Below are 16,311 nucleotides of genomic sequence, written 5' to 3'. Positions count from 1 at the left end.
ACTGGGTATGTAGCGTCGGCAATACGGGGTATGCATCGGCGGTTCGGCTGAATTTCCCGCGCGGGCGACCCGGGCTCAGGCGCAGACGACCTGAACGCCGGCGGCGCGGAACGCCGCGACCACCTCGGGCGCAGCTCCGGAGTCGGTCACCAGGGTCTGCACCCGGTCCACCGGGCAGATCCGGGCGAAGGCGTGCCCGCCCAGCTTCGACGAGTCCGCGATGATCACCACCCGCTTCGCCCGGGCCACCATCAGGTTGTTCATCGCCGCCTCCCCCTCGTGGTGGGCGGCGGCGCCGAGCTGCGGGTCTATCGCGTCGACACCGAGCAGGGCGACGTCCAGGGTGACCTCGCGCAGCAGCGCGCCGCCGAGCGGCCCGACCAGCTCGAACGACTTCGGACGCACCACGCCGCCGGCCACCACCACCTTCATCCGGGACCGGACCAGCAGCTCGTTGGCGATGTTGAGCGCGTTGGTGACCACGGTGAGCTGGGCGCCCTCGGCGCTGGTGTTCAGGTCGGGGCGGACGGCCAGGGCGCGGGCCACCTCCGTGCTGGTGGTGCCGCCGTTGAGGCCCACCACGGTCCCCGGGGTGACCAGGGCGGCGGCCGCCGCGCCGATCCGCTGCTTCTCGGCCGAGTGCTTGGCGGTCTTGTAGCGCAGCGGAAGGTCGTACGAGACGCCGTTGGCGACCGCGCCGCCCCGGGTACGCGTGATCATCTGCTGCTGGGCGAGCTGGTCGAAGTCGCGCCGGATGGTCGCCTGGGAGACGTCCAGCCGTTCCGCGGCCTCCTCGACGGTGACCCGTCCGCTGTCGGTGAGCATCTCGAGCAGGGCGTTCCATCTGGCGTACCGGTCCACCGGGAACCTCCACTGACTCTGCACGAACGGTGATTGATTGCGTGCACAGTAGTGCGCGAAACTCGGAGTGCGCAAAACCCGGTCCTGCGCGATCGAGGGGGTTGTTGCCAGGGTCACCCGGGTTCACGCAGAATGACGCGCGAAAGACGGTGTAAACGAGCCGTAATGCGCAGAGCACCCGCCGGCGAGGAGTTCCCATGGCCCACGTGCACGCGGAGATCGCGAGCCAACCCGACTGCTGGCGCGAGGCGGCGAAGCTCGCCGGCTCGGTCGCCGACCGCCTCCCGGCCCGCGGCGAGCGGGTGGCCGTGGTCGGTTGCGGCACCTCGTGGTTCATGGCCATGGCGTACGCCGGGCTGCGCGAACAGGCCGGCCACGGCGAGACCGACGCCTTCCAGGCCAGCGAGTTCCCCACCGGCCGCCGCTACGACCGGCTGGTGGCGATCACCCGCTCCGGCACCACCACCGAGGTGCTGGACCTGATCACCGCGCTGCGCGGCCGGGTCCCCACCACCGTCATCGTCGGTGACCCCGACTCCCCCGCCGTCGCGCTCGCCGACGCCGCCGTCACCCTGCCCTTCGCCGACGAGCGGGCGGTGGTGCAGACCCGCTTCGCCACCACCACGCTGGCCCTGCTCCGCGCCCAACTCGGCCACCATGTCGAGGCGCTGGCCGCCGACGCCGAGGTGGCCGTCCGCGCGCCGCTGCCCATCGACCCCACCCGGATCGAGCAGGCCACCTTCCTCGGCCGGGGGTGGACGGTCGGCCTGGCCCAGGAGGCCGCTCTGAAGTGCCGGGAGGCGGCCACCTTCTGGGCCGAGGCGTACCCGGCGATGGACTACCGGCACGGTCCGATCTCGATCGGCGCCCCGGGCCGGCTGGTCTGGGCGTTCGGGCCGCTGCCCGAGGGGCTGCCCGAGGACGTGGCGGCGACCGGGGCGGCGTTCGTGCACAGCCGTACCCACGGCTGCCGCACCGTGCTGACCAGCTGGGCGGCCGGGCGTACCCCGGTCGACCCGATGGCCGACCTGATCCTGGCCCAGCGCTTCGCGGTCGCGCTGGCCACCAGCCGCGGCCTGGACCCGGACGCGCCCCGGCACCTCAGCCGCTCCGTGGTGCTGGCGTGACCGGTGCGGCGACGCCGACCGACGTCGTCGTCGCGCTGGACGTCGGCGGCACCGGGATGAAATGCGCCCTGGTCCGGCCGGACGGCACCGTGGCGCACACCGAACGGCACCCCACCGACGCCGGGCGCGGCGCGTCCGCCGTGGTGGAGACGGTGCTGACCGTCGCCGAGGGACTCACCGAACGGGCCCGCCGCGCCGGGCTCACCCCGGTGGCCTGCGGCGTCGTGATCCCCGGAGTGGTGGACGAGGCCGCCGGAGTGGCGGTCTGGTCGGCGAACGTGGGCTTCCGGGACGTACCGCTGCGGGAGCTGGTCCGGGCGCGGACCGGCCTGCCCACGGTGCTCGGCCACGACGTGCGGGCCGGCGGCCTGGCGGAGGCCCGGCTCGGCGCCGGGCGCGGCGCCGGCCACGTCCTCTTCGTGGCGATCGGCACCGGGATCGCCGCCACCCACGTGGTCGACGGCGTCGCGGCCACCGGCGCGCACGGCGCCGCCGGGGAGATCGGCCACATCCTGGTACGCCCCGGCGGCCCGCGCTGCGGCTGCGGCCGTCCCGGCTGCCTGGAGGCGGTCGCCTCGGCCTCGGCGGTCGCCCGCCGCTACGCCGAACTCACCGACGCGGGCGGCCCGCCGGTGACCGCGGCCGGGGTGGCCGAGCGGGCGGCGGCCGGCGAGCCGCTGGCCGGCCGGGTCTGGCAGGAGGCCGTCGAGGCGCTCGCCGACGGCCTGGCCACCGGGCAGGCGCTCTTCGACGTGACCACCGTGGTGCTCGGCGGCGGGCTGGCGCAGGCCGGCCCGCGGCTGTTCGACCCGCTGCGGGTGGCGCTGAAGGAGCGGCTCACCTTCCACCGGGAGCCGCGGCTCGTGCCGGCGGCCCTCGGCGACGAGGCGGGCTGCCTCGGCGCCGCCCTGCTCGCCCTCGACGCCCGGCCGGCCCTCGACGACCTGTCGACCCTCGACGGCGTGCCGGCCCTGAACGACCTGGAGACGCAATGACCCTGCGGGTGAACGGCAAGGTGGTGACCCCGACCGGCGTGGTCCGGCAGGGTTGCGTGGAGCTGACCGGCGACCGGATCACCGCAGTCGCCGAGTACCCGTCGGTGCGCGACGGGCACTGGATCGTGCCGGGCTTCGTGGACATGCACACCCACGGCGGTGGCGGCCACACCTTCACCACCGGCGACGCCGAATCCGCCCGCCGGGCCGCCGAGTTCCACCTCGCACACGGCACCACCAGCCTGCTGGCCAGCCTGGTCAGCTCCCCGTTCGAGCTGATGCGACAGGCCACCTCGGCCTTCGCGCCGCTGGTCCGCGAGGGGGTGCTGGCCGGTGTCCACTTCGAGGGGCCGTACCTGTCGGCGGCGCGCTGCGGGGCGCAGAACCCGGAGTTCCTGCGCGACCCGTCCACCGAGGAGCTGAGCGAGCTGGTCGAGCTGGGCGGTGGCGCGGTACGCATGGTCACCCTCGCCCCGGAGCGGGACGGCGCGCAGGAGGCGATCAAGCTGCTCACCGCGCACCGGGTGGTCGCCGCGGTCGGCCACACCGATGCCACGTACGACCAGACCCGCGCCGCGGTGGCGGCCGGCGCGAGCGTCGCCACCCACCTGTTCAACGGGATGCGCCCGCTGCACCACCGCGAGCCCGGCCCGGTGGTGGCCCTGCTGGAGGCGCCGAACGTGGTCTGCGAGCTGGTCGCCGACGGGGTGCACCTGCACGACGGCATGCTCACCTTCGCCACCTCGACGGCCGGCCCGGACCGGGCCGCCCTGATCACCGACGCGATGGCCGCCGCCGGCATGCCCGACGGCGAGTACGAGCTGGGCGGCCAGGCCGTCGCCGTGGCCGACGGGGTGGCCCGGCTGGCCCGCGACGGCGCGATCGCCGGCAGCACCCTCACCATGGACGCCGCCCTTCGGCACGCCGTGGCGGCGGGCATCCCGATGCCCGACGCCGTCCGGATGGTGGCCACCACCCCGGCCCGGGCGATCGGCCTCGGCGACCGGGTAGGTGCGCTCCAGGTCGGCCTCCGCGCCGACCTGGTGGTCCTCGACGACGACCTGAACGTGGTCCGGGTGATGCGCGGCGGCGCCTGGGTGGAGTGACCCCGGCGCCGTCAGTTGGCGGTGGGGACCTCGACGCCGAGGACGGCCTGCTCGTCGGGGCGGTGCACCAGCACCTCGGAGAGGAACGACTGCACGGCGGGGCCCATCCCCACGTCCCGGCCGGCCCGCTCGGAGAGCAGCCACTTGTGCTCGATGATCTGCGCGAAGAGCTCCTGGGGCTCCAGCTTGCGGCGCAGGTGCGCCGGCACCGCCCGGACGACCGGCTCGAAGACCTCGGTCAGCCAGCGGTGCGCGGCCTGCTGCTCGTCGGTCAGGTCGCTCTCCACCCGGTACGCGTCCAGGTCGTTGAGGAGCCGCCGGGCCTGGTTCTCCTCGGCGTCCAGGCCGGTCAGCCGGAGCAGCCGCCGGGTGTGGTAGCCGGCGTCGACCACCTTGGGACGGATCAGGTAGCGCCCGTTGTCGACCGTCGACATGGCCACCTCGGCCACGTCGAAGCCCAGGTCGTTGAGGCGGCGGATCCGACCCTCGACGTCGTGCCGGGCCTCCCGCTCGATCTGCTGCTCGTAGGTGATCTCGTGCCAGAGCCGCTCGTAGCGCTGCACGACCTCCTCGCAGACCACCTCCGGGTCGATCGACTCGTGCAGCAGCCCGGCGGCCTGGAGGTCCAGCGCCTCGCCGAAGATGTTCACCCGGGCGATCTCCAGGTCCTCGCCGCGCTGCCCGTTGGAGAGGGAGTTGTGGAGCGCCCCCGTCTCGGCGTCCACCAGGTAGGCGGCGAACGCCCCGGCGTCCCGCCGGAACAGGGTGTTGGAGAGCGAGCAGTCGCCCCAGAAGAAGCCGGTCAGGTGCATCCGGACCAGCAGCGCGGCCAGCGCGTCGAGCAGCCGGCCCATGGTCTCCGGGCGCAGGGTGTGCGAGAACAGGGCCCGGTAGGGCAGCGAGAACTGGAGGTGCCGGGTGATCAACACCGACTCCAGCGGCTCCCCGTCGTCGGTCTGCCGGTCGGCGACGATCGCCACCCCCTCCACCGAGGGGAAGTCGATCCGCTCCAGCGCCCGCAGCAGGTCGTACTCCCGCTCGGCGATGCGCTCCCGGGTCTCCTTGAACGCGTACACGAAGTCGCCGAGCCGGACGAACCGGACGATGTGCCGGGAGATGCCCTGGGGCAGGGCCACCAGGTGCTGGGCAGGCCACTCCTCCAGCGGGGTCGACCAGGGAAGGTCGAGCAGCGCCGGGTCCACGAGGGCAGAGGTGATCCGCACGGGGACAAGTGTGACGGCTGTCCCCGCCGAGCGCTTCCCTTCGTGGTTCGGCACACAGCCACCGGTGCCGTGCCGTCGCCGCCGGCCGGTAGCGTGGTCCGGGTGCGCGAGCCCACGACGGTACGGCGGAAGGTCCAGCTCCGGGCGGTCCGCCCGCCCGGGTGGTGGCTCGACGCGCTGCTGCTCGTCGGGCTCGTCGCGCTGACCGTCGCGCTCGCCGCCGACCGGCTCTTCGGGGTCGACCGGGCGGTCGCCGACTGGGCGGACACGCACCGGCCCACGGTGGCCCGGTGGACCGCGATGACCCTCAACTACCTGGGCCAGGGCACCCCGCTGACGCTGATCGCCGCGGGCCTCGGCGTGCTGCTGGCCGTCCGGCTGCGCTCGGTCCGCCCGCTGCTGCCGCCGGTCACCGCGTTCGTGCTGACCTACCTCACCATCGGCCCGCTCAAGGTCTGGACCGCCCGGCCGGCGCCCAGCGCCAGCAGTAAGGAACCCTTCCTGCCGCCGGAGCAGACGCTGCCGCTGTTCCAGCACGACCTGCCGGTCCGCTACGCCCAGTCGTACCCGTCGGGGCACGTCGCCAACGCCATCGTCTGGTACGGCGTGATCGCCCTGCTGCTGGCGCCCCTGCTGACCACCTACGGCCGCCGGATGCCACCCCGACTGGTCACCGCGGTCCGGGTGGTGCCGCCGCTGGTGGTCTTCTGCACCACGATCTATCTCGGCTGGCACTGGCTGACCGACTCGGTGGCCGGGCTGGCCCTCGCGTTCCTGCTCGACCGGCTGCTGCGCCGGGTGCCCTGGGACGACCTGCCGTTGCCCGGCCGGCTGCGCCAACACGACCGGCCGTTCACGTCGTACCCCTAGGGTTGCCTCGTGGAACGACTCGCGCGCCGGCTGGGCGTGGCCGACGCGGTGGTGATCGGCCTCGGCTCCATGCTCGGCGCGGGGGTCTTCGTGGTCTTCGCGCCGGCCGCCGCCGCGGCCGGCGGCGCGGGGCTGCTGATCGCGGTGGCCCTGGCCGGCTTCGTCGCCTTCTGCAACGCGACCAGCTCCGCGCGGCTGGCCGCCCGCTACCCCGAGTCCGGCGGCACCTACGTGTACGGCCGGGAACGGCTCGGCCCGTTCGCCGGCTTCCTCGCCGGTTGGGGTTTCGTGGTCGGCAAGACGGCGAGCTGCGCGGCGATGGCGCTGACCATCGGCGCGTACGCCTGGCCGGAGCGGGCCCGGGAGGTGGCGGCGACGGCCGTGGTGGCGGTGACCGCGGTGAACCTGCGCGGCATCGGCAAGACCGCGGCGGCGACCCGGGTGCTGGTGACGGTCACCCTCGCCGTGCTGGCCGTGGTCGCGGTGACCGGCGCCCCGCACGTCGCCCCCGACCAGCTGGACGGGCTGGCCGGCACCGGCGACCGGGGCGTGCTCACCGCCGCCGGGCTGCTCTTCTTCGCCTTCGCCGGGTACGCCCGGATCGCCACCCTCGGCGAGGAGGTACGCGAACCGGAGCGGACCATCCCCCGGGCGGTGCCGCTGGCCCTGGGCGTCGTGCTGGCGATCTACCTGACCCTGGCCGTGGTCGCCCTCGGGGTGCTCGGCGAGCAGCGGCTGGCCGCCGCCAGCGCCCCGCTGGCCGAGGTGGTCAGCGCCGCCGGGCTGCCCGGCCTGGCCGGGCTGGTCCGGGTCGGCGCCACCGTGGCCGTGGTCGGGGTGCTGCTCTCCCTGCTGGCCGGGGTGGGCCGGACCACCCTGGCGATGGCCCGCCGCCGCGACCTGCCCGGCGCGCTGGCCACCGTGCACCCCCGGTACCAGGTGCCGCACCGGGCGGAGCTGGCGGTCGCCGCCGTGGTGATCGTCGTGGTGGCGCTGGGCGACGTACGTGGCGCGATCGGCTTCTCCAGCTGCACGGTGCTGGTCTACTACGCGATCGCCAACGCCTCGGCGCTCACCCTCGGCCGGGAGCCGGGGCGGAAGCTGCCGGTGCAGCTGATCGCCGCGCTGGGGCTCGTCGGCTGTGTGGTGCTGGTGGTCAGCCTGCCGGTGAGCAGCGTGCTCGCCGGTCTCGCCGTGCTCGCCCTCGGCGCCGCCGGGTACGCCCTGCGCCACCGGCTCCGCCCCACCGCCCGCTGACCCTCACTCGGGCGCCTCCCGGGGCGCCGGCGGCACGGGCGGTGGCAGCGGTGTGGTCTCCCGGAGCAGGGCGCTCAGTCCGGCCCGGCGGGCCACCACGGTCAGTCGGTCCCCCGCCTGGATCACCACCCGGGGATCGGTGGACCAGTCGGCCTTGCGGCCGGGGCGGCTGTGGGCGAGCAGGCGTACCTCCCCGGGGCGGGCCACCGCGGCGAGCGGGCGGCCGTCCAGCGGGGAGCCGGCCACCACCGGGACCTCGGTGACCAGCAGCGCGTGCCGGCCGACCGGGATGGTGGCGACTACCGCGCGGTCCAGCAGCGCCACCGCGAACGCCGGCGCGGCCAGGTAAGACACGCTGCGGGAGATGCCGATGCCGAAGGCCCTCTGGATCCGCTCGGCGAAGTCGCCGTCGAAGAGCCGCAGCACCACCCGCAGGTCGGCGTCGAGCGCCCGGGCGTTCAGCGCGGCCCGCAGGTTGGTGCCGTCGTCGGTGGAGACCACCACCAGGGCCTGGCAGGTGGGGACGGAGGCGGCGCGCAGCGTTTCCTCCAGCCCGGCGTCGCCGACGATCAGGGGCACGCCGAGCCGGTGGGCCAGCGCCGCGCCCCGGGCGTCCGGGTTCCGGTCGATGGCCACCACCTCGACCCCGAAGTCGTGCAGTTGGGCCATCACCCGGGTGCCGATGTTGCCCAGCCCGACCACCACCACGTGGCCGGTCCGGTCCGGCTGGATCCGGCCGGAGTGCAGGGCCAGCCGGGCGTTGACGATCCCGTCGACCACCACGGCGGTGATCAGCGGGATCAGGGCCAGCCCGGCCAGGTTGAGCACCACCTGCATCACCTGGGCGGCGGCCGGCTTGGCCAGGTCCGGGTCCTGGCCGCTGAGGGTGGTGACCAGGGTGAGATAGAGCGCGTCGGCCCAGTCGACGTGCGCGGCCCGGGCGTTGAGCCAGCCGAGGACGGCGATCATCCCGAGCAGCAGGAGCACCGCGATGCCGATCTTGCGGGTGGCGAAGCTGCGCACGGCCCGGACCAGCACGGCGAACGGCTGCCGGCGGCGGCGGGCCCGGACCAGGCGGCGGGCCGCCAGCTCGGTGCCGGCCGGTTGGCCGGTCGCCTCGGCGAGCACCACGTCGGCGGACTCCTCGTCCGCCGGGAGGACCCGGATCAGGTCCGGGTCCGTGGTGACGGCCAGGCCGCAGACGACGTCGTCGGGGCGTACGTCGGCCCGCCGCGCCACGTAGAGGGTGCGGCCGGCGTGCCGGAAGTGGGTGGGGGCGACCTCGCCGAGGGCGGCAGCCACGAAGGCCGGCGCGGCCATCGAGGCGTCGGAGAGCACCGCCGAGTCGGGGAAGAGCTGCCGCAGGCCGTCGGCGAGGCTGGTGTTGAACATGCGTACCACCAGGCGCAGCCGGGGCTCGACCTCCTGGGCGCAGAGCGTGGCGTGCATGTTGCCCACGTCGTCCTGATGCAGCAGCGCCAGCCCGTCCGCACCGGCCAGCCCGGCCCGGCGGAAGGTGGACTCGTCGAGCCGGTCGGCCCGGACCACCTGGATGCCCTCGATGTCCCGCCCGTCCGGCCCCTCCGAGCGGCGCCGCTCCGGGACCACCAGGGTGACCCGGATCCGGCCGGCCGCCGGACCGTTGCCGAGCAGCGCCCGGACCACCCAGTAGGCGAGCGGGTCGGAACCGCAGACCACGTAGTGCGGCCGGGGGTCGCCGTTGCCGCGCAGCCGCCAACCGGTCGCACGGCGGGCCCGGTCGCGCAGGGGTTCGGCCATGTCCGGATGGTAGTCAGCCGATCGCAGCGGGCGCAGCCCCCTGATCTTGGACGCATGCCCGCCGTCGGGCCGGGTAGTGCAGCGGCATGCAGACGTTCCTCCCGTACCCGGACTTCCTGGCCAGCGCGCGGACGCTGGACCAGAAGCGGCTGGGCAAGCAGCGGGTGGAGGCCATCCAGGTGCTGCGCGGGTTGACCCGGCCGGACTACGGCTGGCGCAACCACCCGGCGGTGAGGATGTGGGCCGGCTACGAGGAGGCGCTGGTCCGGTACGGGCTGGACGTCTGCGCCGTCTGGTGCGAGCCGGGCCGGGCGGACACCTGCGCCGCCACCATGACCACCGACCTGGCCACCGCCTGCGGCCTGACCCGGATCCGCGGCCAGGCCGAGCTGGCCGACGCCGGTGAGCTGCCGCCCTGGCTCGGCCGCGAGGACCTGCACCTGAGCCACCGCTCGTCGCTGGTCCGCAAGGCGCCCGAGCACTACCGGCCGCTGTTCGGTGACGTCCCGCCCGACGTGGAGTACGTCTGGCCCGCCTCCGACCGCCCCCGCCGCTGCCTGCCCTGAAACTCCTTCCCATCGGCTGGGCGGGCGTGACGGATCGGCCGGCTTCGGCGACGATGGGACGATGCGGGGGCGGTCGCGGTGGAGGTGACGGTCTCGGCCCGGGAGGCCGAGGTGCTGAGCCTGCTGGCGGAACGGCGTACCAACGCCGAGATCGCGGAGCGCCTCTTCATCTCCGTCCGCACCGTCGAGAGCCACGTCTCGTCCCTGCTGCGCAAGTACGGCGTCGCCGATCGGCGGGCGCTGTCTGCGGTCCTGCCGGCGGCGGCGACGCGGCCATGTCCGGCCGGCGCCGCGCCGACCGGGCCCCCCGCACCGCGGACTGCCTTCTTCGGCCGCGAAGCGGAACTGGAGACGCTGGCCCGGGCGGTCGACGACGCCCGGCTGGTGAGCCTGGTGGGCGTCGGCGGGGTGGGCAAGACCCGGCTGGCCGTCGAGTTCGCGGCGCGGTGGCCGCCCAGCGCCTTCGTCGACCTGGTTCCGGTGCGGGACGGGTCGGTGGCGCAGGCGGTGGCTGCCACGCTCGGCGTCACCCCGGGCCCACGGCAGCCACTGTCGGAGGCGATCAGTGACGGCCTCGGCGCCGATCGCTCGTTGCTGGTGCTGGACAACTGCGAGCATCTGCTGGACGCGGTGGCCGCCTTCGCCGACCGGCTGCTCACCGCATGCCCGGGCGTCACGCTGCTCACCACCGGCCGGGAACGGCTGGGGGTGCCCGGTGAGCTGGTCCTGCCGGTGCTGCCACTGCCCGGGTCGGACGGACGGGCCCTCTTCCTCGACCGGGCCCGGTCGGCCGGGGCGCGGCTGACCGACGACACGGCGACCGTCGACGAACTCTGCGCTCGGCTCGACAACGTGCCGCTGGCGATCGAACTCGCCGCCGCGCGCAGTGCCTCGTTGGGGGCGGCGGGCCTCCTGGCCGCGCTCACCGATCCGCTGCGGGTGCTGACCGGCGGCCGCCGGGCCGACCGGCGGCACCGCTCGCTGCGCGGGGTGCTGGACTGGAGCTACGGACTGCTGGACGCCGACGAGCAGACGCTGTTCCGGCGGCTGTCCGTGTTCGTGGGCGGGTTCGACCTGGCCGGCGCGGCCCGAGTGGCGCCGCACGGCGACGTGGCCGAGACCGCCGACCTGCTCGGCCGGCTGGTCGAGAAGAGTCTGGTGACACGCGAGCGTGGCGCCGACCGCTGGCGGATGCTGGGCACCGTCCGGGCGTTCGCCGGGGAACACCTCGGCACCGACCCGGCCCGGGGCCAGGTCTTCGACCGGTATCTCGAGTGGGCCACCTCGACGGCGAGCGACCTCGTCGACCGGCTGGGCGGCGAGTGGCGTGACGACTTCGACCTCGCCGCCGACGACCTGCGGGCCGCGCTGCTCGCTCATCGTTACGGCGCCCGGCCGGCGCCGCACCGGCTGGCCCGGGCGCTCGGTCGACTCTCGTACGCCCGTGGGTTCGTGGCCGCGGCCCTGGACTGCTACCGGCAAGCCGCGGCGCGGGCGCCCGACCCCGCCGAGGCGGTCGCGGATCTACGCGCCGCGGCGGACTGCGCACTGGTCGGCACCGCCACCGGCAGGCAGGTGCTCGACCTTCTGCTGACCTGCGCCGAGTTGGCGGAGGCGGCCGGCGACGGCAACGCCCAGGCGCTCGCCCTGACCCGGGTGGTGGAGCTGGTCGACCGGTTCGACGGCCGCCTCGCCAGCGACCTGACGCGGGAGCGGCTGACCGGGTTGCTGGAGCGGGCCCGGGCCACGGGAGATCCGGCCGATCCCGCGGTGGCCGCCGCCGTCGCCATCGCCGCGGCCTGGCACGCCGGCGGCAGGCCGAACCGTCCGGACCAGGAACTCGCCGCCGTCGCCGCGGCGGCGGCCCGGCGCTGCGGCGTGCCGACACTGGTCAGCGCGGGCCTGGACGTGCTGGGAACGGCACACGCGCAGGCCGGACGAGCGGCGGCTGCGCAGCGCATCGCCAGGGAGCGGTTCGAACTGCTGGGTACGCTCGACTCCACCGACCCGCGGGCGGCACCCGAGATCGGCGACATCGTCCACGGGATGGCCACGGTGGCGATCCGGGCCGGCGACCTGCCCGCGGCACTCGGCGTAGCCCGCCGGATGGCCACCGACCAGCTGGCCGGTGACCGCACCCATTCGCTGACCACCCTGGTGCCCGCCCTCGCGCTCCGCGGCAGGCTCCACGAGTCGTTGGCGCAGGCGGAGGCGCTGTGGCAGGGCTGGCAGCGGGCCGACCGGCCACCCAGCGGGCAGCTGGTGGGTGCCATGGCCTTCGCCGTGCTGGCGTGCGGGTTCCGCGGCGACCGGGGCAGCCTGCCGCTCTGGCGGGAGCGGCTGACGACCAGCGCGGCCGGTGCCGGCGTTTCCCTCGCCAACCTGCCGTCGGCGGTGTTCGCCGACTGCCGCCTCGCCCTGCACCTGGGCGACTTCGCCGACGCGTCCCGGCTCGTCGAGCGGGCGTTCGCCGCCTTCTCCGGTTTCCGCTACGAGGCGTACGCCAGGGCGGCCGGCGCGGAACTGGCGGTCGCCGCCGGGTTGCCGGACGCGGTCCGCCGTCTCGCGGCGGCCGAGGCCGATGTCGCCGACAATGCGTGGGCCGCCGCGGGTCTGGCGCGGGCCCGGTGGCGGTCGGCTGCCGATCCCGAGGCACTCGTGGCGGCCCTGACCGGCTGGCAGCGGATCGGCGCGTGCGCCGAGTACGCCTGCACCCTGGCGCTGCTGCCCGGCCGCGAGGAAGAGGCCCGCGCCGAGCTGCGGTCGCTGGGCATGGCGGCCCCCGACGGCTGACCGGCACCACCTACCGACGTGTTCTCCGTGGCCGGATCCGTGGTGAGCACGGATGTGCCGGCGGGCCGTCGGGCGGAGGCTGATCGGACCGAGACGCCGCCGGCGTCGGATCAGCAGGGAGCAACGATGACGGACACCGCGCAGCGCACCGACGTACTGGTGCACCGCAGCTATCTCAAGGCCGACCCGGAGCAGGTCTGGGCCGCGCTCACCCGGTCGGAACTCACCAGGCGTTACGGGTACGCCGGCGCCATCGACATCGACCTGCGCCCCGGTGGCTCCTACCGCGGCTACGCCAGTGAGGCCATGGTCGGCAGCGGCGTCGACATCGTCATCGTCGAGGGTGAGATCACCGCGGTCGAACCCCTCCGCCGGCTCGCCATGACCTGGCGGATGACCGCCGATCCCGCCATGGCCGCCGAGGGGCCCACCCGGCTGACCTACGAGATCGGCCAGGACGAGCGCGGCATCACCACCCTCACCGTCACCCACGACCTCACCGGGGCACCCCAGACCGCGGCGCTGGTCAGCGGCTCCGTGCCCGGAACCGGCGGTGGCTGGGCGTTCGTGCTCAGCGACCTGAAGTCGCTGCTGGAGACCGGCTCGGGCGTCGCCGGATGAACGTCCCACCAACCGACACCCGGACGGGAGGTGCGCCGGTGCCGTCGCCGCGACGCCTGCTCGCCCTCGGCACCGCGCTGGCCGTGGCGCTCCTGGCGCCCGCCGAGGCCGTGACCGCGTCGCCGACTACGGCGCACCGGTCCGCCCAGGTCGGCGTGTCCGACCCGGACCGCTGGCGATCGGCCTGGGCCGCATCGCCCCACCACCCCTTCCCCGGCTTCGGCGCACCGAACTGGTCGGTCACCGGTTTCGCCGACCAGTCGTTGCGGCAGGTGGTCCGGGTGGGCGTCGGCGGCTCGAGGGTCCGGATCCGGCTGTCCAACCGCTTCGGGGACCGGCCGCTGCGGGTGGCCGGCGCGACCGTCGGGCACGCCACCCGTGGGCCGGCCGTCCGCCGGGGGAGCCTGCGCCCGTTGACCTTCGGCGGCTCGACGTCGGCGGTCGTCCCGGCGGGAGCGGAACTCGCCTCCGACCCGGCGCCGCTGCCGACGCGGGCCCTCGATCCGCTCGCGGTGACGCTGTTCTTCGCCGGTGCCACCGGCCCGGCCACCGGACACGAGAACGCGACCGCCACCACCTACCGGGCGGCCGGTGACCAGCGGTTCGCCGACCGGACCGACGTGTTCACCGACACCAGCCGATCCTGGTACTTCCTCACCGGCGTCGACACGGCCGGCCGACCCGGACGGGAACACCGGGTGGTCGTGGCCTTCGGGGACTCGATCACCGACGGGTACGGCACGACGGTCGACGCCGACAACCGGTACCCGGACCAACTGGCTGAACTGCTGCGGACAGGTCCCCGACCGGCGAGCGTGGTGAACGCCGGCATCAACGGCAACAAGCTGCTCGCCGACTCGACCTGCTTCGGCGAGGCGGGAGTGTCCCGGTTCGGTCGGGACGCGCTGGGCCAGCCCGGCGTCGATTCCGTGATCATCCTCGCCGGCATCAACGACATCGGCGGCGGAGGATTCCCCGACTTCGGCTGTGGCGCCTCACCGGTGGTGACCGCGGCGCAGGTGATCGACGGGCATCGGCGGTTGATCCGGGCGGCACACGCGCGGGGCGTCCGGGTCGTCGGAGCCACCACCCTGCCCGTGAAGGGGGCGTTCGGCTACGACACTCCCGCCAATGAGGCGGTCCGCGACGCCGTGAACGCCTGGATCCGGCACGGCGGCGAGTACGACGCCGTGGCCGACCTGGACCGGGCCCTCGCCGACCCGGCCGATCGGAACGCCCTGCGGCCGGCCTACGACTCCGGCGACCACCTGCACCCCAACGACGCGGGTGCCGCCGCGATCGCGGCGGTGGTCGCTCCCCTGATCAGCCGCCACGGCTGAGGGTCGACGCAGCCGACCCGGGGGCCCCGGCACGACGCCGAGCGGTGCCAGGGGCCCCCGCTGCGTTCCTCGGGCAGACTGGAGGCTTAGTCGGGGCGGGGAAGGGTGCACATGACGCTGTCGCAGGCGGTCGGTCGGCTCATCGGCGTACGGGAGCACGTGGTGGATCCGGGCGGCGGTGGCGCGCCCCGGGTGCCGGGCCCGGCCGAGGCGGTGGTGGTCGGCGGCGGCATCGCGGGCATGTCCGCGGCGGTGGTGCTCGCCGAGCGGGGTGTCCGGGTGACGGTGCTGGAGGCGGCGCCCACCCTCGGCGGCCGGCTCGGCGCGTGGCCGGAGGCGCTGCCCGACGGCGACCAGATGAACGAGCACGGCTTCCACGCGTTCTTCCGGCAGTACTACAACTGGCGGTCCATCCTGCGCCGGGTCGACCCGAGGCTGGACTTCCTCAAGCCGATCCCCGGCTATCCGATCCTCTCGTCCCAGTGGCCCACCGAGGAGTTCGGCAAGCTGCCGCCGGCGCCGCCGTTCAACCTGCTGGCGCTGCTGCTGCGCAGTCCCAGCCTGCGCCTGGCCGACCTGCGGTCGATGGACCGGGACGCCGCGCTGCCGCTGCTCACCTACCACCCGGAACGCACGTACGCCGAGTTCGACGACACCACCGCCGACGAGCTGCTCACCTCGCTGCGGCTGCCGGACCGGGCCCGGGCGATGCTCTTCGAGGTCTTCTCCCACTCGTTCTTCAACCACGAGGCCGAGATGTCGGCGGCGGAGATGATCGCCCAGTTCCACTTCTATCTGCTGGGCAACCCGGAGGGGTTGGCCTTCGACTGCCCGGACGAGGACTACGCCACGGCGATCTGGGGGCCGCTGCGCCGGCACGTCGAGTCGCACGGCGGCCGGGTGCTGACCGACGCCCCGGCCACCCGGCTGGACCGCACCCCGGGCGGCTGGCGGGTGACCACCGGCGACGGCACGTCGTACCCGGCCGGGCACGTGGTGCTCGCCGTCGACCCGCCCGCGCTGGCCCGGCTGGTCGGCGCCTCCCCGGTGCTCGCCGGGGCCGCGCCGCAGCTGGTGGAGCGGATGTCCGCGTTCGGCACGGCCGGCCCGCCGTACGCGGTGGCCCGCTACTGGATGGACGGGGACGTGCGCTCCGACCGGGCGGTGTTCAGCGGGGTGTCCCGGCAGGCCACCCTCGACTCGGTGACCCTCTACCACCGGCTGGAGAACGAGTCCCGCCGCTGGGCCGAGCGCACCGGCGGCTCGGTGGTGGAGCTGCACGCGTACGCCTGCGAGCCGGATGTGCCGGCCGAGGAGTTGGCCGAGCGGATGCGCGCCGAGCTGGTCGGGTTGTGGCCGGAGGCGGCGGGGCTGCGGGTCCGCGAGCTGCGCGCCCGGGTGGAGGCCCAGGCCCCGGCGTTCACCCCGGGCAGCGACCGCTGGCGACCGGGGGTACGCACCGAGGCCGACGGGCTCTACCTGGCCGGCGACGGCATCCGGACGGAGTTCCCGAGCGCGTTGATGGAACGCTCGGCGGCCACCGGGATCCTGGCGGCCAACCACATCCTGCGGACCGAGGGTGGCGCCGCGGAGCCGGTCCGCTCCATCCGCCCCCGGGGTCTGCTCGCCCGCCACTGACCCCGCCCCGCCTCCTCACACCATCGGCGGCGCATCACGCTCGTTCCCTCCTTACCACCCTCGGCAACATACCGTTTTAGTTACAATTGCCCGGATCTGCCGATGGGGTCCGTCCAGTCGAACCGGGCGGCCGGT

13 protein-coding genes are annotated in these 16,311 nt (G+C 74.9%); 10 read left to right on the top strand and 3 right to left on the bottom strand.

Annotated elements, in window-relative coordinates; genetic code table 11:
• Window positions 1–75: 75 nt before the first annotated feature.
• A complete protein-coding gene (locus GA0070564_RS20935) occupies window positions 76–861 on the bottom strand; it encodes a DeoR/GlpR family DNA-binding transcription regulator (protein WP_088968702.1) in 786 nt (261 codons plus the stop codon).
• A 197-nt stretch (window positions 862–1,058) separates the two neighbouring features.
• On the opposite strand from GA0070564_RS20935, the gene GA0070564_RS20930 reads away from it, so the two are divergent.
• The 3 genes from GA0070564_RS20930 to nagA are packed head-to-tail and all read left to right on the top strand — an operon-like array spanning window position 1,059 to window position 4,089.
• The gene (locus GA0070564_RS20930) at window positions 1,059–1,988 is read left to right on the top strand and encodes an SIS domain-containing protein (protein WP_091611043.1); all 930 of its coding nucleotides are present in this window, start codon (window positions 1,059–1,061) and stop codon (window positions 1,986–1,988) included.
• Window positions 1,985–2,983, top strand: coding sequence for an ROK family protein (locus GA0070564_RS20925; RefSeq protein WP_281182181.1), 999 nt, complete (start codon window positions 1,985–1,987; stop codon window positions 2,981–2,983). The genes GA0070564_RS20930 and GA0070564_RS20925 overlap by 4 nt, the downstream gene beginning before the upstream one ends.
• Window positions 2,980–4,089 carry an N-acetylglucosamine-6-phosphate deacetylase gene (gene nagA / locus GA0070564_RS20920; RefSeq protein ID WP_091611039.1) on the top strand — a complete coding sequence of 370 codons (1,110 nt, stop codon included), beginning with the start codon at window positions 2,980–2,982 and terminating at the stop codon, window positions 4,087–4,089. The genes GA0070564_RS20925 and nagA overlap by 4 nt, the downstream gene beginning before the upstream one ends.
• An 11-nt stretch (window positions 4,090–4,100) precedes the next feature.
• Here the strand turns inward: nagA and GA0070564_RS20915 are convergent, their stop codons facing one another.
• Window positions 4,101–5,366, bottom strand: coding sequence for a DUF4032 domain-containing protein (locus GA0070564_RS20915; protein WP_176730774.1), 1,266 nt, complete (start codon window positions 5,364–5,366; stop codon window positions 4,101–4,103).
• Between GA0070564_RS20915 and GA0070564_RS20910 the strand changes: the two genes are divergently transcribed.
• Both GA0070564_RS20910 and GA0070564_RS20905 read left to right on the top strand, forming a co-directional pair.
• Window positions 5,355–6,182, top strand: a complete 828-nt coding sequence (locus GA0070564_RS20910; RefSeq protein ID WP_176730773.1) for a phosphatase PAP2 family protein — start codon at window positions 5,355–5,357, stop codon at window positions 6,180–6,182. The genes GA0070564_RS20915 and GA0070564_RS20910 overlap by 12 nt on opposite strands.
• Window positions 6,183–6,191: 9 nt before the next feature.
• Window positions 6,192–7,439, top strand: coding sequence for an APC family permease (locus tag GA0070564_RS20905; RefSeq protein ID WP_091611031.1), 1,248 nt, complete (start codon window positions 6,192–6,194; stop codon window positions 7,437–7,439).
• A 3-nt stretch (window positions 7,440–7,442) separates the two neighbouring features.
• Here the strand turns inward: GA0070564_RS20905 and GA0070564_RS20900 are convergent, their stop codons facing one another.
• Window positions 7,443–9,218, bottom strand: coding sequence for an NAD-binding protein (locus tag GA0070564_RS20900; protein ID WP_091611028.1), 1,776 nt, complete (start codon window positions 9,216–9,218; stop codon window positions 7,443–7,445).
• An 86-nt stretch (window positions 9,219–9,304) separates the two neighbouring features.
• Here GA0070564_RS20900 and GA0070564_RS20895 point away from each other — a divergent pair, with 86 nt between their 5' ends.
• The 5 genes from GA0070564_RS20895 (at window position 9,305) to GA0070564_RS20875 (ending at window position 16,176) form a co-directional block, all read left to right on the top strand.
• Entirely contained in the window at window positions 9,305–9,784 is a 480-nt protein-coding gene (locus GA0070564_RS20895) for an MSMEG_6728 family protein (RefSeq protein ID WP_091611025.1), read from the top strand.
• Between the two features lie 78 nt (window positions 9,785–9,862).
• Complete coding sequence (locus GA0070564_RS20890; RefSeq protein ID WP_176730772.1) at window positions 9,863–12,577, top strand: ATP-binding protein; 2,715 nt, start codon at window positions 9,863–9,865, stop codon at window positions 12,575–12,577.
• A 126-nt stretch (window positions 12,578–12,703) separates the two neighbouring features.
• On the top strand, window positions 12,704–13,198 hold the full coding sequence (locus GA0070564_RS20885) for an SRPBCC domain-containing protein (protein WP_091611019.1): 495 nt from the start codon (window positions 12,704–12,706) through the stop codon (window positions 13,196–13,198).
• 38 nt (window positions 13,199–13,236) lie between these two features.
• Window positions 13,237–14,538: an SGNH/GDSL hydrolase family protein gene (locus GA0070564_RS20880; RefSeq protein WP_245670128.1), complete on the top strand. Its 1,302-nt coding sequence runs from the start codon at window positions 13,237–13,239 to the stop codon at window positions 14,536–14,538.
• A 111-nt stretch (window positions 14,539–14,649) separates the two neighbouring features.
• On the top strand, window positions 14,650–16,176 hold the full coding sequence (locus tag GA0070564_RS20875) for a hydroxysqualene dehydroxylase (RefSeq protein ID WP_091611013.1): 1,527 nt from the start codon (window positions 14,650–14,652) through the stop codon (window positions 16,174–16,176).
• The last annotated feature ends 135 nt before the right edge of the window (window positions 16,177–16,311 follow it).

This window comes from Micromonospora mirobrigensis (assembly GCF_900091555.1).
Lineage (GTDB): Bacteria > Actinomycetota > Actinomycetes > Mycobacteriales > Micromonosporaceae > Micromonospora > Micromonospora mirobrigensis.
Note: the sequence above shows the minus strand (reverse complement) of the source record. Positions and strands in the feature narration are given on the sequence as shown.

Bases quoted from the DNA above. Each gene is read 5' to 3' on its own strand.
- GA0070564_RS20875 (WP_091611013.1), top strand. From the start codon at position 14,650: ATGACGCTGTCGCAGGCGGTCGGTCGGCTCATCGGCGTACGGGAGCAC.
- GA0070564_RS20895 (WP_091611025.1), top strand. From the start codon at position 9,305: ATGCAGACGTTCCTCCCGTACCCGGACTTCCTGGCCAGCGCGCGGACG.
- GA0070564_RS20900 (WP_091611028.1), bottom strand. From the start codon at position 9,218: ATGGCCGAACCCCTGCGCGACCGGGCCCGCCGTGCGACCGGTTGGCGG.
- GA0070564_RS20930 (WP_091611043.1), top strand. From the start codon at position 1,059: ATGGCCCACGTGCACGCGGAGATCGCGAGCCAACCCGACTGCTGGCGC.
- nagA (WP_091611039.1), top strand. From the start codon at position 2,980: ATGACCCTGCGGGTGAACGGCAAGGTGGTGACCCCGACCGGCGTGGTC.
- GA0070564_RS20885 (WP_091611019.1), top strand. From the start codon at position 12,704: ATGACGGACACCGCGCAGCGCACCGACGTACTGGTGCACCGCAGCTAT.